The sequence below is a fragment of the Streptomyces sp. NPDC056144 genome (assembly GCF_042264145.1).
Classification (GTDB): domain Bacteria; phylum Actinomycetota; class Actinomycetes; order Streptomycetales; family Streptomycetaceae; genus Streptomyces.
In genome coordinates this window covers 283,351-301,662 of the sequence record NZ_JBHJVF010000007.1, presented here as the reverse complement: position 1 = coordinate 301,662, position 18,312 = coordinate 283,351, and the positions used below count along the sequence as shown (strand labels likewise).

Here is an 18,312-nt window from a genome sequence, read left to right as displayed (position 1 = left end):
CGCTCATGGGTGTCTCCACCTCTCGCCCCACCGACGGCGTGGCCCTGGTCACCGTCGACTTCCCTCCCGTCAACGCCCTTCCCGTCAAGGGCTGGTACGCGCTCGCCGACGCCGTCCGCACCGCGGGCCGCGACCCGGAGGTCCGCTGCGTCGTCCTCGCCGCCGAGGGCCGCGGCTTCAACGCGGGCGTCGACATCAAGGAGCTCCAGCGCGACCCCGGCCACTCCGCCCTGATCGGCGCGAACGGCGGCTGCGCCGAGGCCTTCGCCGCCGTGTACGAGTGCGAGGTGCCGGTCGTCGCGGCGGTCGCCGGGCACTGCCTGGGCGGCGGCATCGGGCTCGCCGGCAACGCGGACGCGATCGTCGCCGCCGAGGACGCCGTCTTCGGCCTGCCCGAGCTGGACCGGGGCGCGCTCGGCGCCGCCACCCATCTCTCCCGGCTCGTGCCGCAGCACCTCATGCGGGCCCTGTACTACACCTCGCGGACGGCGACCGCCGCCGAGCTGCACGCCCACGGGTCGGTGTGGAAGGTCGTCCCCCGCGACGAACTGCTCGACGGCGCGCTGGAGCTGGCCGGGGAGATCGCCGCCAAGGACGGGGTGCTCATCCGGCTCGCCAAGGCCGCCATCAACGGCATCGACCCCGTGGACGTCCGCCGCAGCTACCGCTTCGAGCAGGGCTTCACCTTCGAGGCCAACCTCAGCGGTGTCGCCGACCGGGTCCGCGACACCTTCGGAAAGGAGGACCCGCGATGAGCGCCGACAAGAGGATGTCCCCCGAGGACGTCGTGGGGCGGCTGCGCTCCGGGATGACGATCGGGATCGGCGGCTGGGGCTCGCGCCGCAAGCCCATGGCCCTGGTCAGAGCGCTGCTCCGGTCCGAGATCACCGATCTCACCGTCGTCTCCTACGGCGGCCCCGACGTCGGCCTCCTCGCCGCCGCCGGGCGGATCAGGCGGCTCGTCGCCCCCTTCGTCACCCTCGACTCCGTCCCCCTCGAACCCCACTTCCGGGCCGCCCGCGAGAACGGCACCCTCGCGCTGACCGAGCTCGACGAGGCCATGTTCATGTGGGGCCTGCACGCCGCCGCCAACCGGCTGCCGTTCCTGCCCGTCCGCGCCGGCATCGGCTCCGACGTCATGCGGGTCAACCCCGAGCTGCGGACCGTGCGTTCGCCGTACGCCGACGGGGAGGAGTTCGTCGCCGTCCCCGCCCTCCGGCTGGACGCCGCCCTCGTCCACGTCAACCGCGCCGACCGGCTCGGCAACGGCCAGTACCTGGGCCCCGACCCGTACTTCGACGACCTCTTCTGCGAGGCCGCCGACACCGCGTACGTCTCCTGCGAACGGATCGTGGACTCCTTCCCCGCCGACACGGTCCCCCAGTCGCTCCTGGTCAGCCGCCACAGCGTCACCGGCGTCGTCGAGACCCCGAACGGGGCGCACTTCACCTCCTGCGTCCCCGACCACGACCGCGACGAGCCCTTCCAGAAGCTCTACGCGACCACCCCCTGGCCCGAGTTCGCGGCCCGGTTCCTGGACGGGAAGAGCGAGGACGACTACCAGGCCGCCGTCCGCGCCTGGCACGCCGAGCGCGAGGAGCAGCCGCGATGACCACCGAAGCGAAGACCCCCGGAGCCACCGCCGTCACCCGCGCCGAGTACTGCGCGATCGCCTGCGCCGAGGCCTGGCGCGGCGCGGGCGAGATCCTCGCCAGCCCGATGGGGCTCGTCCCGTCCGTCGGCGCGAAGCTCGCCAAGCGGACCTTCTCCCCCGAGCTCCTCCTCACCGACGGCGAGGCGCTGGTCGTCGGCCTCGACGGGCGGCCGGAGGGCTGGCTGCCGTACCGCCGCCACCTCGCCATGGTCACCGGCGGGCGGCGGCACGTGATGATGGGCGCGAGCCAGATCGACCGGTACGGCAACCAGAACATCTCCTGCGTCGGCGACTGGGAGCGGCCCGCCCGCCAGCTCCTCGGCGTGCGCGGCGCGCCGGTCAACACCCTCAACAACCCGGTGAGTTACTGGATCCCCCGGCACTCGCCCCGGGTCTTCGTCGAGCGCGTCGACATGATCTGCGGGGTCGGCTACGACCACGCGGGCGACGCGCCCTTCCACCGGCTCGTGCGGGTCGTCAGCGACCTCGGCGTCTTCGACTTCGCGACCCCCGACCACCGGATGCGGCTCGTCTCCGTCCACCCCGGTGTGAGCGTCGACGAGGTGCGGGCCGCGACCGGCTTCGAGCTCGCGACCGACACCGAGGGCGGCGTCGGCGGCGCGGTCCCGCACACCCGCGAGCCGAGCGCGGAGGAGCTGCGGCTGATCCGCGAGGTGATCGACCCGAAGGGCCTGCGGGACCGCGAGGTCAGGTCCTGATGGCCCCGACAGTCGCCATGGAGACCCCGCTCACCCGTCTCGTCGGCGTCCGTCACCCGATCGTGCAGACCGGCATGGGCTGGGTCGCGGGCCCCCGGCTCGTCTCGGCCACCGCGAACGCGGGCGCGCTCGGCATCCTGGCGTCCGCGACCATGACCGTGGACGAGCTGCGCGCCGCCGTCCGCGAGGTGAAATCCCGCACGGACCGGCCGTTCGGCGTGAACCTGCGCGCGGACGCGGGCGACGCCCGCGAGCGGGTCCGGATCATCGTCGACGAGGGCGTACGGGTCGCCTCCTTCGCCCTCGCCCCGTCGAAGGAGCTGATCGCCGAGCTCAAGGACGCCGGGGTCGTCGTCATCCCCTCCGTCGGCGCCCGGCGGCACGCCGAGAAGGTCGCCGCCTGGGGCGTGGACGCGGTCCTCGTCCAGGGCGGCGAGGGCGGCGGGCACACCGGCGAGGTCGCGACGAGCGTCCTGCTGCCGCAGGTCGTGGACGCGGTGGACATCCCGGTGATCGCGGCCGGCGGCTTCCGCGACGGGCGGGGCCTGATCGCCGCGCTCGCGCAGGGCGCGGCCGGGATCGCCATGGGCACCCGGTTCCTGCTGACCTCCGACTCGACCGTGCCGGACGCGGTCAAGGCCCGCTACCTGGCCGCCACGGTCAAGGACGTCACCGTCACGACGGCCGTCGACGGGCTGCCGCACCGGATGCTCCGTACCGACCTCGTGGCCTCCCTGGAGAACGCGGGGCGGGTACGGGCCCTGGCGGCGGCCGTGCGCCGGGCGGCGGGGTTCCGGAGGCTGTCCGGGCTCTCCTGGCCCGCGATGGTCCGCGACGGCCTGGCGATGCGCCACGGCAAGGACCTCTCGTGGAGCCAGGTCATCCTGGCCGCGAACACCCCGATGCTGCTGCGGGCGTCCATGGTCGAGGGCCGTACGGACCTCGGGATCATGGCGTCCGGGCAGGTGGCGGGGGTGATCGACGACCTTCCGAGCTGCGAGGACCTGGTCGCCCGGATCATGACCGAGGCCGCGGAGGTCCTCAGCCGGCTGCCGCGGGTCGAACAGCCGACATCGGCCCCCACCCCTTAGCCGCCCAACCCCGCGGGCCCCGCACCGCCCACGGCTGCCCCACCCGAGTCCGTCAGCCGGAGGCGCCTGCCCGGCGCGTCCGTCCGTCAGTCCGTAAGGGAGTCCAGCCATGCCCCTGTCCCGACGCGCGCTGCTCACCACCGGCGGTGCGACCGCCCTCTTCGCGGCCGTGCCCGCGGCGGCCGCCCAGGCCCGCCCGGGCCACGCGGGCCGTCCGCGCCCCTGGTCGGCGAACGCCATCCGGCAGATCCCGCTCCAGGGCGCGGTCAACGTGCGCGACCTCGGCGGGTACCTCACGTACGACGGAGGACGCGTCCGGCACGGGCTCGCCTACCGGGGCGACGCCCTCGGCAAGCTCACCGACGCCGACGTGACGACGCTCGCCGGGCTCGGCCTCGGCACCGTCGTCGACCTGCGGATCCCCCTGGAGGTGCAGTACGACGGGGCCGACCGGCTCCCGGCCGGTCCGGCCGCCGTGGCCCGGCCGACCAACGACAACGGGCTGTTCGCGAAGATCCTCCAGGCGATCGGCTCCCGCGACCCGGTGGTGCAGGAGCAGATGCTGGGCGGCGGGCGGGCGGCCGCGTTCATGACCGAGGTGTACCGGATCTTCGTCACCGACGCGGGGAACCGGGCCGCGTTCGGCGCGACCCTGCGGGACCTCGCGGACCCGGCCCGGGGGCCGCTGCTCCTGCACTGCACCTCGGGCAAGGACCGCACCGGCTGGACGAGCTACCTGCTCCTCACCCTGCTCGGTGTCCCGGCGTCCTCGGCGCGCGCCGACTACCTGGCCTCGAACACCATCCGCGGCGCGTACGACGCGAAGGTGCGCGAGGGGCTGAAGCTGGGCGGGTTCATGCAGAACCCGGACCTGATCGTGCCGTTCCAGGAGGTGCGCGACGCGTACCTCGACGCGGCTCTCGACCAGGTCCGGGTCTCCTACGGAAGCCTGTTCCGTTACGTGTCCGAGGGCCTCGGCCTGGAGTTCCGCGAGCTCGTGGCGCTGCGGGAACGGCTCGTGCCGGACGCCTGACGGCCACCGCGGCCGCCGCCCGTGCCGGAACCGGCGGCGGAGGGCTGACGGCCCGCGCCGGCGCCCTGGCGGCCTCGGCCGCCGCCGCCGTTGCCGGAACCGGAGCCCCGGCCCGTACCCGTACCGGTGCCGGAGCCGCGGCCCCCGCCCGTGCCGGACCCGGCGGTGCGGCCGGAGCCCGCCGCCGGGGCCGTACCGCCGCCGGTGCCCGCCGGGGCGGGGCGGCGACGGCCGCGGCTGCGGCCGCTTCCGCTGCCGCCGCCGGCCGTGCCCGTCGCCTTGCGCGGCGGGGTCGGCTGCGGGACCTCGACGACCACCGGGACGCCGGAGGGCTCCCGGGCGCCGGTCAGGTCGGTGAGCTCCTGGTCGCTGGACCTGATCTGCGCCGTGCGCGGGCTGATCCCCGCGTTCGACATCAGGCGGCCCATGTCGCGCTTCTGCTCGGGCAGGACCAGGGTGAAGACGCTGCCGGACTCACCCGCGCGGGCGGTGCGGCCACCGCGGTGCAGGTAGTCCTTGTGGTCCATCGGCGGGTCCACGTTGACGACCATGTCGAGGTCGTCGACGTGGATGCCGCGGGCCGCCACGTTCGTCGCGACGAGGGTGGTGACCTGGCCGGTCTTGAACTGGTCCAGGGTGCGGTTGCGCTGCGGCTGCGAACGTCCGCCGTGCAGGCCCGAGGCGCGGACGCCGTTGGCGAGGAGCCGCTTCACGAGCCGGTCCACGGACCGCTTGGTGTCGAGGAAGAGGATCGTGCGGCCGTCGCGGGCCGCGATCCGCAGCGTGACGGCCTTCTTGTCGGTCTCGTCCATGACGTACAGGACGTGGTGCTCCATCGTGGTGACCGCGCCGGCCGAGGGGTCGACGGAGTGCACGACCGGGTCGTCGAGGAACATCTTGACGAGCTTGTCGATGTTCTTGTCGAGCGTCGCCGAGAAGAGGAGCCGCTGACCGCCGGGCTCGACCTGCTTGAGGAGCTTGGTGACCTGGGGCAGGAAGCCCATGTCGGCCATCTGGTCGGCCTCGTCGAGGACGGTGACGGCGACCTGGTCGAGGCGGCAGTCGCCGCGGTCGATGAGGTCGTGGAGGCGGCCGGGGGTGGCGATGAGGACCTCGGCGCCGCGGCGGAGCGCGGAGGACTGCCGGGAGATCGACATGCCGCCGACGACGGTGGTGATCCGCAGGCGGAGGGCTCCGGCGTACGGGGTGAGGGCGTCGGTCACCTGCTGCGCGAGCTCGCGGGTGGGCACCAGGACCAGCGCGAGGGGCGCGGTCGGCTCGGCGCGGCGGCCGGCGGTGCGGGCGAGGAGCGCGAGGCCGAAGGCGAGGGTCTTGCCGGAGCCGGTGCGGCCCCGGCCGAGGACGTCGCGTCCGGCGAGGGAGTTCGGGAGCGTCGCGGCCTGGATCGGGAACGGCTCCGTGACGCCCTGCTCGCCCAGCGTCCGCAGGAGGCCCTCGGGCATGTCCAGGTCGGCGAAGGAGGCCACGGCGGGGAGCGCGGGCGTCACCGTCTCGGGCGGCGTGAACTCGCTCGGCGGCGGGGGCGCGGCGGGACGACGGCCACCGCGGGGGGCCTTCGACTGGGACGTGGACTTCGCCTGGGCGGTGCGGGGGCTGCGCTTGTGGGGGCGTTCGGAGCGGGTCATGCGTGCCTTCCTGGCCGGTACTCGCGGCACAGCCGGGGCCCGCACCTGCGCGATGCGGGCCCCGGCTGTTGTCCCGGAACACGTGACACGGCTCCGGCTGTCTATCTGAAGAATAGTGCGCCCGGCCGATCGCGTGACAGATCACCCCATCCCAGCCCCTGCTACGTGGCCGAGGTCACATCTCCCGGCAAGATCAAAGCCGTTGATCAAAGCCGCCCCGGCCCCCGGTCACAGCCGTTCGATGATGGTGACGTTCGCCTGGCCACCGCCCTCGCACATGGTCTGGAGGCCGTAGCGGCCGCCCGTGCGTTCCAGCTCGTGGAGGAGGGTCGTCATCAGCTTCACTCCGGTGGCGCCGAGCGGGTGGCCGAGGGCGATCGCGCCGCCGTTGACGTTGACGCGGGCCGGGTCGGCGCCGGTCTCCTTGAGCCAGGCGAGGACGACGGGGGCGAAGGCCTCGTTGATCTCGACGAGGTCGATGTCGTCGATGGTGAGGCCGGTCTTCTTCAGGGCGTGGGCGGTCGCCGGTATGGGCGCGGAGAGCATCCGGATCGGGTCCTCGCCGCGGACGGAGAGGTGGTGGACGCGGGCCCGGGGGGTCAGCCCGTGTTCCCGTACGGCCCGCTCGCTCGCGAGGAGCATCGCGGCGGCGCCGTCGGAGACCTGCGAGGAGCAGGCGGCCGTGATGGTGCCGCCCTCGACGACGGGGCGCAGGCCGGCCATCTTCTCCCGGCTGGTGTCGCGGCGCGGGCCCTCGTCGACGGCGACGTCCCCGTACGCCGCGGTCTCCCGGGCGAAGCGGCCCTCGTCGATGGCGCGCAGGGCGCGCCGGTGGGAGCGGAGGGCGAACTCCTCCTGGTCGTCGCGAGTGATCCCCCACTTGGCGGCGATGAGTTCGGCGCCGTGGAACTGGTTGACGGGCTGGTCGCCGTAGCGGGCGAGCCAGCCCTCGCTGCCGTGGAAGGGGCCGCCGGTGAGGCCGAGCGGGTCGGCGGCCTGCCGGGAGGCGAAGGCGATGGGGATCATCGACATGTTCTGGACGCCGCCGGCGACGACGAGGTCCTGGGTGCCGGAGAGGACGCCCTGCGCGGCGAAGTGGACGGCCTGCTGGGAGGAGCCGCACTGGCGGTCGACGGTGACGCCGGGGACCTCCTCGGGGAGGCCGGCGGCCAGCCATGCCGTACGGGCGATGTCGCCGGCCTGCGGTCCGACGGTGTCGAGGCAGCCGAAGACGACGTCCTCGACGGCGGCCGGGTCGATGCCGGAGCGGGTGACGAGGGCGTTCAGGACGTGGGCGCCGAGGTCCGCGGGGTGGACGGCCGAGAGGCCGCCTCCCCGTCGGCCCACGGGGGTGCGGACCGCTTCGACGATGTAGGCCTCGGGCATGACGTCTCCTCCGTTGGGTCAGGTCGGTCGTACGGCGATTCCGTCCAGGACCATCGACAGGTACTGGCGGGCGATCTCCTCCGGGCTGTGCAGGCCGTCGGGCCGGTACCAGGACGCGGCGACCCAGACGGTGTCGCGCACGAAGCGGTAGGTGAGCCGGACGTCGAGGTCGGCGCGGAAGACACCGGCGGCGACGCCGCGCTCCAGGGTGCCGAGCCAGGCCTTCTCGAACTTGCGCTGCGAGTCCGTGAGGTAGTGGAAGCGGGGCTGGTCGGTGAGGTGCCGGGACTCCTTCTGGTAGATGGCGACGGCGGCGCGGTGCCGGTCGATCTCCCGGAAGGACTCGGTGACGAGGGCCTCGATGGTCTCGCGGGGGCCGAGTCCGGCGTCGAGGACGGCGTCGTACCCCTCCCACAGCTCGTTGAGGAAGCTGGAGAGGATCTCGTCGAGCATCGACTCCTTGGAGTCGAAGTGGTAGTAGAGGCTGCCGGCGAGCATGCCGGCGGCGTCCGCGATCTTGCGGACGGTGGTGGCGTTGTACCCCTGGGCGGCGAAGACCTCGGCCGCCGTGTCGAGGAGTTCGCGGCGCCGCTCGGGAGCGGCGCTCACCTGGGTCTTCTTCTTGGAGGCTTTGGTGGCTGACACCTGACCATTCTGGGCCCATCCACGGCGGGCCTACGCGCGCTGGCTGCTGACGGAGACGGTCTCGCCGGTCATGTACGAGGAGTAGTCGCCGGCGAGGAAGACGATGACGTTGGCGATCTCCCAGGGTTCGGCGTACCGGCCGAAGGCCTCGCGGGCGGTGAGTTCGTCGAGGAGTTCGGTGGTGGTGACCTTGGCGAGGTGGGGGTGCATGGCGAGGGACGGGGAGACGGCGTTGACGCGGACGCCGTAGGCGGCGGCCTCGACGGCGGCGCAGCGGGTGAGGGCCATGACGCCGGCCTTGGCGGCGGCGTAGTGGGCCTGTCCGGTCTGGGCGCGCCAGCCGACGACGCTGGCGTTGTTGACGACGACGCCGCCGGTGCCGGAGTCGCGGAAGCGGCGGAGCGCGGCGCGGGTGCAGCGGAAGGTGCCGCCGAGGGTGACGTCGAGGACGCGGTCCCACTGTTCGTCGGTCATGTCGGCGAGTTCGGCGGTGCCGCCGAGTCCGGCGTTGTTGACGAGGATGTCGAGGCGGCCGTGGAGCCGTTCGGCGGTGTCGTAGAGGGCCTGGACCTGGGCGTCGTCGGTGACGTCGCAGGGCTGGGCGGCGACGGATCCGGCGCCGAACTCGGCGGCGAGGGCCTGCTCGGTCTCCTTGAGGCGGCGGGCGTGGGCGTCGCTGACGAGGACGCGGGCGCCTTCCTCGAGGAAGCGGCGGGCGGTGGCGCCGCCGATGCCGGCTCCGGCGGCGGCGGTGACGACGGCGGTGCGTCCGGCGAGGAGGCCGTGGCCGGGGACGTAGGCGGGCGGTGGGGTACGGGTCATGGGCGCGGCTCCTTCGGGAGGCCGAGCACCCGCTCGGCGATGATGTTCCGCTGGATCTCGCTGGAGCCCGCGTAGACGGTGTCGGCGCGGGAGAAGAGGAAGAGCCGCTGGCGGTCGTCGAGGTCGTAGGGCGGTCCGGCGGCGAGGGTGGCGGCGGGGCCGCCGATCTCCAGGGCGAGTTCGCCGAGGTCGCGGTGCCAGTGGGACCAGTACAGCTTGGCGGCGGAGGGGTCGGTGCCGCAGAGGGCTCCGGCGCGCATGGCGGCGAGGCCGGTCCAGGCGCGGGTGAGGCGGTCGCGGATGTCGGGGTCGTCGGCGGCGCCGTTGCGGCGGGCGAGGTCGACGAGGGCGTCGAGTTCGCGGCGGAAGCCGACCTGCTGGCCGAGGGTGGAGACGCCGCGTTCGTAGCCGAGGGTGGCCATGGCGATGCGCCAGCCGTCGCCGGGGGCGCCGACGACGTGGGCGGCGTCGGCGACGGCGTTGTCGAAGAAGACCTCGTTGAACTCGCTGGTGCCGGTGAGCTGGACGATGGGCCGGATCTCGACGCCGGGCTGGTCGAGGGGGACGAGCAGGTAGGAGAGTCCGGCGTGGCGGCGGGAGCCCGCTTCGGTGCGGGCGAGGACGAAGCACCACTGGGACTCGTGGGCCAGGGAGGTCCAGATCTTCTGGCCGTTGACGACCCAGCGGCCGCCTTCGAGGGTGGCGCGGGTGCGGACCCCGGCGAGGTCGGAGCCGGCGCCGGGTTCGCTGTAGCCCTGGCACCACAGTTCCTGGACGGCGCGGATGGGGGGCAGGAAGCGGGCCTTCTGCTCGTCCGTGCCGTGGTCGACGAGGGTGGGGCCGAGGAGCTGTTCGCCGATGTGGTTGACGCGGGCGGGGGCGTCGGCGAGGGCGTACTCCTCGTGGAAGGCGATCTGCTGCGCGACGGTGGCGCCGCGTCCGCCGTACTCCTCGGGCCAGCCGACGCAGGTCCAGCCGTGGTCGGCCATGTGCCGTTCCCAGGCGAGCCGTTCGGCGAAGGCCTCGTGTTCGCGGCCGGGTCCGCCGCGGCCCTTGAGGGCGGCGAACTCGCCGGCGAGGTGGGTGGTCAGCCAGCCCCGTATCTCGGCCCGGAACTCCTCGACGCTGCTCATGGCCGTACGTTAACCTACCAAACACTTGTTAGGGAACGGCTGAGGGTGGGGTGGGCCGATGGACCTCTCGTACACGCGGGCCGAGTTGGCCTTCCGGGAGGAGGCACGGGAGTGGCTCCGCGCCCACGTCCCCGCCACGCCCCTCCCCTCCCTGGAGACCCGCGAGGGTTTCGCCGCGCACCGGGCCTGGGAGGCCGAACTCGCCGCCGAGCGCTGGTCGGTGGTGTCCTGGCCGGAGGAGTACGGGGGCCGGGGCGTCGACCTGGCGCGGTGGCTGGTCTTCGAGGAGGAGTACTGGGCGGCCGGGGCGCCCGGCCGGGTCTCGCAGAACGGCATCCAGCTCCTCGCGCCGACCCTGTTCGACCACGGCACGGCGGAGCAGCGGGCCCGGATCCTGCCATCGATGGCGACCGGCGAGACGATCTGGGCGCAGGCCTGGTCCGAGCCGGAGGCCGGCTCCGACCTGGCCTCGCTCACCTCGCGCGCGGTGCGGACGGACGGCGGCTGGCTGCTGTCGGGGCAGAAGACCTGGTCCTCGCGGGCCGCCTTCGCCGACCGGGCCTTCGGCATCTTCCGCAGCGACCCGCACGCGGACCGGCCCCACCGGGGCCTCACCTACCTGATGTTCGACCTGCGCGCGCCGGGCGTGACGGTCCGTCCGATCGGGCGGCTCGACGGGAAACCGGCCTTCGCGGAGCTCTTCCTCGACGAGGTCTTCGTCCCCGACGAGGACGTCATCGGCGAGCCCGGGCAGGGCTGGCGGATCGCGATGTCGACGACGGGCAACGAGCGCGGACTCATGCTCCGCTCCCCCGGCCGCTTCCTGGCCGCCGCCGACCGGCTCGTACGCCTCTGGCGGGAGGAGGGCGATCCGGCGGACACGGCGCTGCGGGACCGGGTCGCGGACGCGGTGATCGGGGCGCGGGCCTACCAGCTGTTCACGGCGGGCGCGGCGGCGCGGCTGGCGACGGGCGCCCCGTCGGGCGCCGAGTCGAGCCTGAACAAGGTCTTCTGGTCGGAGTACGACCTCGCGCTGCACGAGACGGCGCTCGATCTCCTGGGCGCGGAGGGCGAGTTGGCGGACACCGAATGGGCCGAGGGGTACGTCTTCTCGCTCGCCGGGCCGCTGTACGCGGGCACCAACGAGATCCAGCGCGACATCATCGCCGAGCGGCTGCTCGGCCTGCCGAAGGGGCGCCGCTGATGAGCTTCCTGCCCACCGAGGAGCAGCGGGCCTTCGCCCGCTCCCTGGACGCGATGCTCGGCGCGTCGGACACCCCGGCGGCGGTACGGGCCTGGGGCGCGGGCGACCCGGCGCCCGGCCGGGCCCTGTGGCGGCGGCTCGCGGAGGCGGGCGTCTTCGCGCTCGCGGTACCGGAGGCGTACGAGGGTGTCGGCCCGCTCCCCGTCGAACTGGCCCACGCCTTCGTGGAGCTGGGCCGGCACGCGGTGCCCGGCCCGGTGGTGGAGACGGTCGCGGCGGCGGCGCTCCTGACCGAGCTGGCCCGCCTCGGCGAGGAGGACCCGGCCAAACGCCTCCTGCCGGGCCTGGCCTCGGGCGAGGTGACGGCGACGCTCGCGATACGGGCAGCGGGAGCAACGGCCCCGGCCTCGCTCTACGCCCTGGACGCGGACCGGGCGGACGCGGTGCTCGTCGTACGGGGCGAGGAGCTGTGGCAGGCACCCGGCCACGGCCCGGTCCGTGTCTCCGCCGACCCGGCCCGCCGCCTCGCCCGCCCGGCGCCCGGCGGCGAACTCCTCGCGGCGGGGCCCTCGGTGACGGCCGCGGCGGCGCACGCCCGGCGGTGGGCGATGCTGGCGACGGCGGCGCAGTCCCTGGGCGTCGGGGCGGCCCTGCTCGACCGCACGGTGGAGTACGCGCGCGGGCGCACCCAGTTCGGGGCGCCGATCGGCGCGTTCCAGGCGGTGAAGCACCGCCTGGCCGACACCCTCCTCGCCCTGGAGTTCGCGCGCCCGCTGCTCTTCGGCGCGGCCGTCACCTTCACGAGCCCGGACCTCGCGGCGGCCAAGGTGGCGACGGGCGAGGCCGGTTACGCGGCGGCCCGCAGCGCGCTCCAGGTCCACGGCGCCATCGGCTACACGGAGGAACTGGACCTCGCCCTCTGGCTCCGCAAGGCCCGCCCCCTCCGCGACACCTGGGGCGACCCGGCCCACTGCCGGGCCCTGGTGCTCCAGGAGGTCTGACGGGACGGGCGCTCCCGGCAGGGTCAGGCGGTCGCCGCGCGCTCCGCCGCGCTGCGTTCCACGCAGAACTCGTTGCCCTCGGGGTCCCCCAGGGTCGCCCAGCCGGTGCCGTCCGGCTCGCGGCGGTCGTCGAGGAGGGTGGCGCCGAGGGCGAGGAGCCGCTCGACCTCCTCGTCGCGGGTGCGGTCCTGCGGCTGGAGGTCGAGGTGGACGCGGTTCTTCAGGGCCTTGGGCTCGGGGACCCGGATGAAGAGGAGGCCCGCGCCGGCCGACTCGACGAGCGCCTCGTCGTCCCCGGGGTTGTCGTCCTCGGAGACCTGGGAGCCGAGCGCGGCGGCCCAGAAGGTCGCCAGGGCGTGGGGGTCGGCACAGTCGATGGTCACGTGTCGCACGAGAGAACTCATGCGGTCATGATCGCCCGCCCGCGCGGCCCGCGACCACCCGATTCCCCATTCCCCATCCTTCAGCCGCTGGCGGCGAGTTGACGGCCCTCGGTCGCCGCCACGAGCGCGGCGAGCGAGGAGCGGGTGCCCTGGAGGTCGTGGATCCTCTCGTCGATCGCGTCGAGCTGGGCGACGAGGATCGGGCTGAGGCAGGGCTCGATCTCCGCCTCGCTGCCGCAGACGCAGTCCAGGACCTCGGAGATCACCCGGGTCGGCAGCCCGGCGCCGAGGAGGGCGCGGATGCGGCGGACGACGGCGGGGGCGTCGGGGCCGTACACCCGCTGTCCGCCCGGGGTGCGCTCGGACGCGAGGAGGCCCTGCTCCTCGTAGTAGCGGAGCAGCCGGACGTTCACTCCGGTCTCCTGTGCCAGTTCACCGATCTTCACTGTGACCCCCCTCACATTCGCCCGTCTCCGCTTGAACCTCACATCCATGTGAGCTCCTACGGTTCAGGGCATGACGAACAACACGAACTCCACCGACCAGACGATATTCCAGCTCGGCGGGGACCTCCCGGTCCGCCGCATCGGCTACGGCACCATGCGCCTCGCCGACGGCCGCCCCGGCGACCCGACCGGCCCCGAGGCCCACATCTGGAACGCCCCCGCCGACCGGGCCGCCGCCCTCTCCCTGCTGCGGACCGCCGCCGAGGCCGGTGTCACGCTCTTCGACACGGCCGACTCGTACGCCCTCGGGGCCGGCGAGGAGCTCCTCGCCGAGGCGCTCGGCCCGTACGGGGACGAGGTCGCCGTCGCCACCAAGGTCGGCGTCCTCCGTCCCTCCCCCACCGAGTGGGTGCCGCTGGGCCACCCCGCCTACCTGCGCCAGCAGGCCGAGCTGAGCCTGCGCCGGCTCCGTACCGAGCGGATCGACCTCCTCTACCTGCACCGGCTCGACGAGAACTACCCGGTCGCCGAGCAGGTGGGCGCGCTGAAGCGGCTCCAGGAGGAGGGGAAGGTCCGGCACATCGGGCTCTCCGAGGTGACGGTCGCGCAGCTGGAGGAGGCCGAGGCAGTCGCGCCGATCGCGGCCGTGCAGAACCTCTACAACCTGGCGACCCGGGACCACGAGGCGGTCGTCGAGCACACCGCCGGGCGCGGGATCGCGTTCGTCCCCTTCTTCCCGGTCGCGATGGGCGGGCACGCGGGACCGGACGGGCCGGTGGCCGAGGTCGCCGCGGAGGTCGGCGCGACCCCGTCGCAGACGGCCCTGGCCTGGCTGCTGCACCGGGCCCCGCACGTCCTCCCCATCCCCGGCACGTCCTCGGCGGCGCACCTGGTGGAGAACCTGGGCGCGCTGGACGTCCGCCTCACCGAGGAGCAGTTCGCGCGGCTCGACAAGGAGGTCGCCTGAGTCAGGGCCGGACGATGCCCTGCGCGCGGGCCGCGGCCAGCCAGGCCGGGAAGTCGGCGACGAGCCGGTCGTACAGCTCGGCGTCGGGGACCCGGCTCGGGTCCTGGCCCGCGTGGAAGAAGCCGGCGTTGTCGACGGTCCGCTTCGCCGGCACGGCGAGTTCGTCGAGCTTGCGGAGGAACTCGAACTGGCGGCTGCCGGGGTCGCCGAAGCCGATGAACTGCCAGAAGAGCGGCAGCTTCGCCGCCTTGCACACGTACCGCTCGGCGGCGAGCTTGTTGATCGGGCCGCCGTCGGTCTGGAAGACGACGAGCGCGGGCGCGGTGGAGCCGCTGTCGAGGTAGTGGTCGATGACGGCGTCCATGGCCAGGTGGTAGCTGGTCTTGCCCATGTGGCCGAGGCCGGAGACGATCCGGTCGATCCGTCCGGCGTGGTCGTCGAGGCGGATGTCGGTCTCGGCGTCGATGTCGGTGGAGAAGAAGACCACGGGCACGCGGCCGTCGTCGTCGAAGTGGGCCGCGAGGCCGAGGACCCGGTCGGCGAGGGCCTGGACGGCCCCGTTGTTGTAGTACGGCTTCATCGACCCCGAGTAGTCGACGACCAGGTACACGGCGGCCCGCTGGCCGTCCATGCCGTGCCGCCTGACCGAGTCTCCCGCCGTCTTGTAGAGACTGACCAGCGCGGGCGCGGTCTCCTCGACCTTCCGCAGGCTGAGTGCCATTACTCGTCCTCCCCCTCCAGTTTCCCGATGTCCGCGAGCATGGCGCCGGCCAGGTCGCGTTCGGACGCGTAGTACCGCTCGGCCCACACCAGGGTGAGCCGGGGGTACGCCCATGCCTCGTCCGCCCCCGCGTCGGCGGCGTCCGTCTCGGCCCGCCGCCGCATGGTCTCGGCGTACTCCCGGTGGGCCGTCAGGATCTCCCGCATGCGGGCGGGTTCGACGAGGTGGCCGACCCAGAGCCGCAGCATCGGCCCGTGCTTGAGGACCGGCGGGTCGAGCGGGGCCGTACGGGCCCAGAGGCGGACGGCGGCGAGGCCCTCGTCGGTGATCCGGTAGACGCGCTTGTCCCGGCTGCCGGTCTCGGGGGCGACGAGCCGCGAGCGCGCGTACCCCTTGCTCTCCAGGCGCTTCAGCTCGCTGTAGATCTGGCTGAAGGACGGGCTCCAGTAGAAGAGGCCGAGGGACCGGTCGGACCACTTCTTGACGTCGTAACCCGACAACTCCCGTTCGTGGGAGAGCAGTCCGAGCACCGCCCAGCCGGTCGCGGGCAGATCGGGAACGGTCGCTTCATCCACGCTCCGGAGTCTACGGCTCTCTTCCCTCCCCCACCTATGCCTGCTAGAAGTATTTCGATTAGGCATAGGCCCTTCGGGGGCCATTCCCTTCGGGAGGAGCGTCCCGTGAAGTTCTCCATGATCTTCGAAGCACAGCTCGTCGACCCCACCCCCGCCCGCGAACACCAGGTCATCCACGACTGCGTCGAACAGGCCGTCCTCGCCGAGGAGATGGGCTTCGACCGGGTCTGGGCGGTCGAGCACCACTCCCTCACCCAGTACGCCCACATGAGCGCGTCCGAGATCTTCCTGACCTGGGTCGCCGCCCGCACCCGCACGATCCGCGTCGGCCACGGCGTCGTCACCATGCCCTTCGGCTACCAGCACCCCGTCCGCGTCGCCGAGCGCGCCGCCATGCTCGACGTCCTCTCCGGCGGCCGGCTCGACGTCGGCGCCGGGCGGGGCGCGACCCGCCAGGAGATGCGGATGTTCGGGGTCCGCCCCGAGGACACCCGGCCGCAGACCGAGGAGGCCCTGCGGATCCTCGCCGCCGCCTGGCGCGAGCCGGAGTTCGAGTGGCACGGCTCGCTCGACATCGGCCCCGGCGCGGTCCTGCCCCGCCCCGTCCAGACCCCGCACCCGCCGCTCTTCATGGCCTGCTCGCAGCACGACTCGCTCCGCCAGGCCGCCGAACTCGGCATCGGCGCGCTGGTGATGGGCTTCGCGGGCGCGGAGGACGTCCGCGCGATGCGGGCGGTGTACGACGAGGCCCGCGCCGCCCGCGACGGCTCCCGCCTCGTCTCCACCGTGGTCAACGACCACTTCTCCGCCCTCTGCCCGACGATCGTCCTCGACGACGCCGACCGCGCCCTGCGGCTCGGCACCCGCGGCCAGCGGTTCTTCGCCGAGTCGATCGCCCACTGGTACGGCGGCGCACCCGCGCCCACCGGGTACGCGGAGGACGAGGACCACACGGGCGCGCTGGCCCGCGAGCGGGACGCGCTGATCGCCCGCCTCCACGAGGCCGACATCCCCGCGCGGCCGGTCGACACCGGCACGTACAACACCGACCACGCCTACGGGGACGCGGACACCGCCATCGCCTACGTGGAGCGGCTGCGGGAGATCGGCGTCGACGAGGTCATGTGCCTCATCCAGATGGGGACGGTGCCGCAGGAGGTCTGCCTGGAGACCGTCCGGCAGTGGGGCACGAAGGTCATCCCGCACTTCCGCGGCCTGGACGGCACCGCGTGAGCGCCATGGACGGCAAGGTGGTGATCGTGACGGGCGCGGCGCGCGGGCAGGGCGCCGCCGAGGCGCGGCTGCTCGCCGAGGCGGGGGCGCGGGTGGTCCTCACCGACGTACGGGAGGAGGAGGGCCGCGCGGTCGCGGCGGGGCTCGGCGGCGCGGGCGTCTTCGCACGGCACGACGTGACCTCGGCCGAGGAGTGGCGGACGGTCGTCACGACCGCGCTCGCCGCGTACGGGCGGGTCGACGGGCTCGTCAACAACGCGGCCCTGTGGCGGACCGCGCCGGTGGAGTCGGAGACGTACGAGAACTTCGAACTCCTCCTCAGGGTCAACCTGCTGGGCCCGTTCCTGGGCACCCAGGCGGTGCTCCCCGCCCTGCGCGAGGCGGGCGGCGGCTCGGTCGTGAACGTGTCCTCGACCGCCGGGCGGACCGGCGTCCCGGGGCACGCGGCCTACGGGGCGAGCAAGTTCGGGCTGCGGGGCCTCACCCGTTCCTCGGCCCGCGACCTGGCCCCGTACGGGGTGCGCGTGAACTCCGTCCACCCGGGCGCGGTGGACACGCCGATGACGGCGGCGGTGACCGCCTCCGGCCGGGACTGGTCGCATCTGCCGCTCGGCCGGATGGGCCGGGCCGAGGAGGTCGCGCCGCTGGTCCTCTTCCTGCTCTCGGACGCGTCCTCGTACGTGACGGGCGCCGAGTTCACGGTGGACGGAGGGGCGACGGCATGAGACGGACCACGGACCATCTCTCACCGGCGGCGCGGGCGTTGTGCGACGCGATGTCGGCGGCGTTCCCCCGCCCCGAGGCGGGGGTGGAGGCGCTGCGGGCGGCGGCGAGGGCAGGGGTACGGGAGAGCCCGGAGCCGACCGCGGACGTCTCGGCCCACGGCGTCCCCGTCCGCCTCTACGAGGGCACGAGCACCCTCGTGATCGTCTTCGCGCACGGCGGCGGCTGGGTCCTGTGCGACCTGGACACTCACGACCGGCTGTGCCGCGCGCTGGCCGACCGTACCGGCGCGACCGTCGTCTCCGTCGGCTACCGGCGCGCGCCCGAGCACCGCTTCCCGGCCGCCGAGGACGACGTCCGCACGGCCCTGGCGTGGGCGGCGGAGACGTACCCGGGGCGGCCGCTCGTCCTCGCGGGCGACTCCAGCGGCGGCAACCTGGCGGCGGCCGCCGCCCTGCGCGCCCGCGACGACGGCGGTCCGGAGCTCGCCGGGCAGCTGCTCGTCTACCCGGTGCTCGACCACCGTCTCGCGGGCGCCTCGGCCCGGATCTTCGCGGAGGGGTACTTCCACACCCTGGCCCACATGCGCTGGTACTGGGACCAGTACCTGGGCCCGGACGGCGACCCGGCCGCCGCGTCCCCCGGACTGGCAGCGGACCTCACCGGCCTCCCGCCGACCCTCCTCGTCCTCGCCGACTGCGACCTCCTGCGCGACGAGGGCCTCGCCCACGCCCGCCGCCTCGCCGCGGCCGGGGTCCCGACCGCCGTCCACCTCCACACGGGCGTCTTCCACGGCTTCCTCGGCGCGGCGGGGCTGCTGCCGGAGGCGGACGCGGCCCTGGACGGAATGGAGGCGTGGCTCCGGGCGCGAGAGTGAGGGCAGCGCCCCGGACGTTCTGGAATCATGGACGTCCGTGCGTGCCGCACAAG

General features: G+C 73.9%; 20 protein-coding genes. 11 read left to right on the top strand and 9 right to left on the bottom strand.

Annotated elements, in window-relative coordinates; genetic code table 11:
* Positions 1-5 precede the first annotated feature (5 nt).
* The 5 genes from ACFC0Z_RS23075 to ACFC0Z_RS23055 all read left to right on the top strand — a co-directional run bounded on the left by ACFC0Z_RS23075 (position 6) and on the right by ACFC0Z_RS23055 (position 4,497).
* Positions 6-755, top strand: coding sequence for an enoyl-CoA hydratase family protein (locus tag ACFC0Z_RS23075; protein ID WP_376440997.1), 750 nt, complete (start codon positions 6-8; stop codon positions 753-755).
* Positions 752-1,612 carry a CoA transferase subunit A gene (locus tag ACFC0Z_RS23070; protein ID WP_376440994.1) on the top strand — a complete coding sequence of 287 codons (861 nt, stop codon included), beginning with the start codon at positions 752-754 and terminating at the stop codon, positions 1,610-1,612. The genes ACFC0Z_RS23075 and ACFC0Z_RS23070 overlap by 4 nt, the downstream gene beginning before the upstream one ends.
* On the top strand, positions 1,609-2,373 hold the full coding sequence (locus ACFC0Z_RS23065) for a CoA-transferase subunit beta (RefSeq protein WP_376440992.1): 765 nt from the start codon (positions 1,609-1,611) through the stop codon (positions 2,371-2,373). The genes ACFC0Z_RS23070 and ACFC0Z_RS23065 overlap by 4 nt, the downstream gene beginning before the upstream one ends.
* Positions 2,373-3,464 (top strand): NAD(P)H-dependent flavin oxidoreductase, encoded by a 1,092-nt coding sequence (locus ACFC0Z_RS23060; protein WP_376440989.1) that lies wholly within the window; start codon positions 2,373-2,375, stop codon positions 3,462-3,464. Before ACFC0Z_RS23065 ends, ACFC0Z_RS23060 begins: the two co-directional genes overlap by 1 nt.
* 109 nt (positions 3,465-3,573) lie before the next feature.
* Positions 3,574-4,497, top strand: coding sequence for a tyrosine-protein phosphatase (locus ACFC0Z_RS23055; RefSeq protein ID WP_376440986.1), 924 nt, complete (start codon positions 3,574-3,576; stop codon positions 4,495-4,497).
* On the opposite strand, the gene ACFC0Z_RS23050 is transcribed toward ACFC0Z_RS23055, so the two are convergent.
* The 5 genes from ACFC0Z_RS23050 to ACFC0Z_RS23030 form a co-directional block, all read right to left on the bottom strand.
* Positions 4,422-6,143 (bottom strand): DEAD/DEAH box helicase, encoded by a 1,722-nt coding sequence (locus ACFC0Z_RS23050; RefSeq protein WP_376440983.1) that lies wholly within the window; start codon positions 6,141-6,143, stop codon positions 4,422-4,424. The two genes, ACFC0Z_RS23055 and ACFC0Z_RS23050, sit on opposite strands and share 76 nt — an antisense overlap.
* A gap of 228 nt (positions 6,144-6,371) precedes the next feature.
* Positions 6,372-7,529, bottom strand: a complete 1,158-nt coding sequence (locus tag ACFC0Z_RS23045; RefSeq protein ID WP_376440980.1) for an acetyl-CoA C-acetyltransferase — start codon at positions 7,527-7,529, stop codon at positions 6,372-6,374.
* Positions 7,530-7,547: 18 nt separating this feature from the next.
* Positions 7,548-8,174 (bottom strand): TetR/AcrR family transcriptional regulator, encoded by a 627-nt coding sequence (locus ACFC0Z_RS23040; RefSeq protein WP_376440977.1) that lies wholly within the window; start codon positions 8,172-8,174, stop codon positions 7,548-7,550.
* A gap of 30 nt (positions 8,175-8,204) precedes the next feature.
* Positions 8,205-8,996, bottom strand: a complete 792-nt coding sequence (locus ACFC0Z_RS23035) for an SDR family oxidoreductase (RefSeq protein WP_376440974.1) — start codon at positions 8,994-8,996, stop codon at positions 8,205-8,207.
* Positions 8,993-10,129, bottom strand: a complete 1,137-nt coding sequence (locus tag ACFC0Z_RS23030) for an acyl-CoA dehydrogenase family protein (RefSeq protein WP_376440971.1) — start codon at positions 10,127-10,129, stop codon at positions 8,993-8,995. Before ACFC0Z_RS23030 ends, ACFC0Z_RS23035 begins: the two co-directional genes overlap by 4 nt.
* Before the next feature lie 58 nt (positions 10,130-10,187).
* Between ACFC0Z_RS23030 and ACFC0Z_RS23025 the strand changes: the two genes are divergently transcribed.
* Both ACFC0Z_RS23025 and ACFC0Z_RS23020 read left to right on the top strand, forming a co-directional pair.
* Positions 10,188-11,333: an acyl-CoA dehydrogenase family protein gene (locus tag ACFC0Z_RS23025; RefSeq protein ID WP_376440968.1), complete on the top strand. Its 1,146-nt coding sequence runs from the start codon at positions 10,188-10,190 to the stop codon at positions 11,331-11,333.
* Positions 11,333-12,334, top strand: a complete 1,002-nt coding sequence (locus tag ACFC0Z_RS23020) for an acyl-CoA dehydrogenase family protein (protein ID WP_376440965.1) — start codon at positions 11,333-11,335, stop codon at positions 12,332-12,334. The genes ACFC0Z_RS23025 and ACFC0Z_RS23020 overlap by 1 nt, the downstream gene beginning before the upstream one ends.
* A 23-nt stretch (positions 12,335-12,357) precedes the next feature.
* On the opposite strand, the gene ACFC0Z_RS23015 is transcribed toward ACFC0Z_RS23020, so the two are convergent.
* Both ACFC0Z_RS23015 and ACFC0Z_RS23010 read right to left on the bottom strand, forming a co-directional pair.
* Positions 12,358-12,738, bottom strand: coding sequence for a VOC family protein (locus tag ACFC0Z_RS23015; protein WP_376440963.1), 381 nt, complete (start codon positions 12,736-12,738; stop codon positions 12,358-12,360).
* A gap of 59 nt (positions 12,739-12,797) precedes the next feature.
* Positions 12,798-13,163: a MerR family transcriptional regulator gene (locus ACFC0Z_RS23010; protein ID WP_376440960.1), complete on the bottom strand. Its 366-nt coding sequence runs from the start codon at positions 13,161-13,163 to the stop codon at positions 12,798-12,800.
* A 70-nt stretch (positions 13,164-13,233) separates the two neighbouring features.
* On the opposite strand from ACFC0Z_RS23010, the gene ACFC0Z_RS23005 reads away from it, so the two are divergent.
* A complete protein-coding gene (locus ACFC0Z_RS23005) occupies positions 13,234-14,130 on the top strand; it encodes an aldo/keto reductase (RefSeq protein ID WP_376440957.1) in 897 nt (298 codons plus the stop codon).
* Between the two features lies 1 nt (position 14,131).
* Here the strand turns inward: ACFC0Z_RS23005 and ACFC0Z_RS23000 are convergent, their stop codons facing one another.
* Both ACFC0Z_RS23000 and ACFC0Z_RS22995 read right to left on the bottom strand, forming a co-directional pair.
* The gene (locus ACFC0Z_RS23000; protein WP_376440955.1) at positions 14,132-14,851 is read right to left on the bottom strand and encodes a VWA domain-containing protein; all 720 of its coding nucleotides are present in this window, start codon (positions 14,849-14,851) and stop codon (positions 14,132-14,134) included.
* Positions 14,851-15,426: a PadR family transcriptional regulator gene (locus tag ACFC0Z_RS22995; RefSeq protein ID WP_376440952.1), complete on the bottom strand. Its 576-nt coding sequence runs from the start codon at positions 15,424-15,426 to the stop codon at positions 14,851-14,853. Before ACFC0Z_RS22995 ends, ACFC0Z_RS23000 begins: the two co-directional genes overlap by 1 nt.
* Before the next feature lie 105 nt (positions 15,427-15,531).
* Here ACFC0Z_RS22995 and ACFC0Z_RS22990 point away from each other — a divergent pair, with 105 nt between their 5' ends.
* From ACFC0Z_RS22990 to ACFC0Z_RS22980, 3 genes are read left to right on the top strand one after another with little or no spacing between them, the layout of a single operon-like run.
* Positions 15,532-16,659, top strand: a complete 1,128-nt coding sequence (locus tag ACFC0Z_RS22990; protein WP_376440949.1) for an LLM class flavin-dependent oxidoreductase — start codon at positions 15,532-15,534, stop codon at positions 16,657-16,659.
* Between the two features lie 5 nt (positions 16,660-16,664).
* Complete coding sequence (locus tag ACFC0Z_RS22985; RefSeq protein WP_376441311.1) at positions 16,665-17,384, top strand: SDR family NAD(P)-dependent oxidoreductase; 720 nt, start codon at positions 16,665-16,667, stop codon at positions 17,382-17,384.
* A complete protein-coding gene (locus ACFC0Z_RS22980) occupies positions 17,381-18,259 on the top strand; it encodes an alpha/beta hydrolase (protein WP_376440946.1) in 879 nt (292 codons plus the stop codon). Before ACFC0Z_RS22985 ends, ACFC0Z_RS22980 begins: the two co-directional genes overlap by 4 nt.
* Positions 18,260-18,312 lie beyond the last annotated feature (53 nt).

What these genes read in the sequence shown, in the direction of transcription:
- ACFC0Z_RS23005 (WP_376440957.1), top strand. Translation starts at nt 13,234, where the DNA reads ATGACGAACAACACGAACTCCACCGACCAGACGATATTCCAGCTCGGC.
- ACFC0Z_RS23015 (WP_376440963.1), bottom strand. Translation starts at nt 12,738, where the DNA reads ATGAGTTCTCTCGTGCGACACGTGACCATCGACTGTGCCGACCCCCAC.
- ACFC0Z_RS23030 (WP_376440971.1), bottom strand. Translation starts at nt 10,129, where the DNA reads ATGAGCAGCGTCGAGGAGTTCCGGGCCGAGATACGGGGCTGGCTGACC.
- ACFC0Z_RS23065 (WP_376440992.1), top strand. Translation starts at nt 1,609, where the DNA reads ATGACCACCGAAGCGAAGACCCCCGGAGCCACCGCCGTCACCCGCGCC.
- ACFC0Z_RS23000 (WP_376440955.1), bottom strand. Translation starts at nt 14,851, where the DNA reads ATGGCACTCAGCCTGCGGAAGGTCGAGGAGACCGCGCCCGCGCTGGTC.
- ACFC0Z_RS23020 (WP_376440965.1), top strand. Translation starts at nt 11,333, where the DNA reads ATGAGCTTCCTGCCCACCGAGGAGCAGCGGGCCTTCGCCCGCTCCCTG.
- ACFC0Z_RS23025 (WP_376440968.1), top strand. Translation starts at nt 10,188, where the DNA reads ATGGACCTCTCGTACACGCGGGCCGAGTTGGCCTTCCGGGAGGAGGCA.
- ACFC0Z_RS23045 (WP_376440980.1), bottom strand. Translation starts at nt 7,529, where the DNA reads ATGCCCGAGGCCTACATCGTCGAAGCGGTCCGCACCCCCGTGGGCCGA.
- ACFC0Z_RS23055 (WP_376440986.1), top strand. Translation starts at nt 3,574, where the DNA reads ATGCCCCTGTCCCGACGCGCGCTGCTCACCACCGGCGGTGCGACCGCC.
- ACFC0Z_RS22980 (WP_376440946.1), top strand. Translation starts at nt 17,381, where the DNA reads ATGAGACGGACCACGGACCATCTCTCACCGGCGGCGCGGGCGTTGTGC.
- ACFC0Z_RS23035 (WP_376440974.1), bottom strand. Translation starts at nt 8,996, where the DNA reads ATGACCCGTACCCCACCGCCCGCCTACGTCCCCGGCCACGGCCTCCTC.
- ACFC0Z_RS23060 (WP_376440989.1), top strand. Translation starts at nt 2,373, where the DNA reads ATGGCCCCGACAGTCGCCATGGAGACCCCGCTCACCCGTCTCGTCGGC.
- ACFC0Z_RS23070 (WP_376440994.1), top strand. Translation starts at nt 752, where the DNA reads ATGAGCGCCGACAAGAGGATGTCCCCCGAGGACGTCGTGGGGCGGCTG.
- ACFC0Z_RS22985 (WP_376441311.1), top strand. Translation starts at nt 16,665, where the DNA reads ATGGACGGCAAGGTGGTGATCGTGACGGGCGCGGCGCGCGGGCAGGGC.
- ACFC0Z_RS23075 (WP_376440997.1), top strand. Translation starts at nt 6, where the DNA reads ATGGGTGTCTCCACCTCTCGCCCCACCGACGGCGTGGCCCTGGTCACC.
- ACFC0Z_RS23050 (WP_376440983.1), bottom strand. Translation starts at nt 6,143, where the DNA reads ATGACCCGCTCCGAACGCCCCCACAAGCGCAGCCCCCGCACCGCCCAG.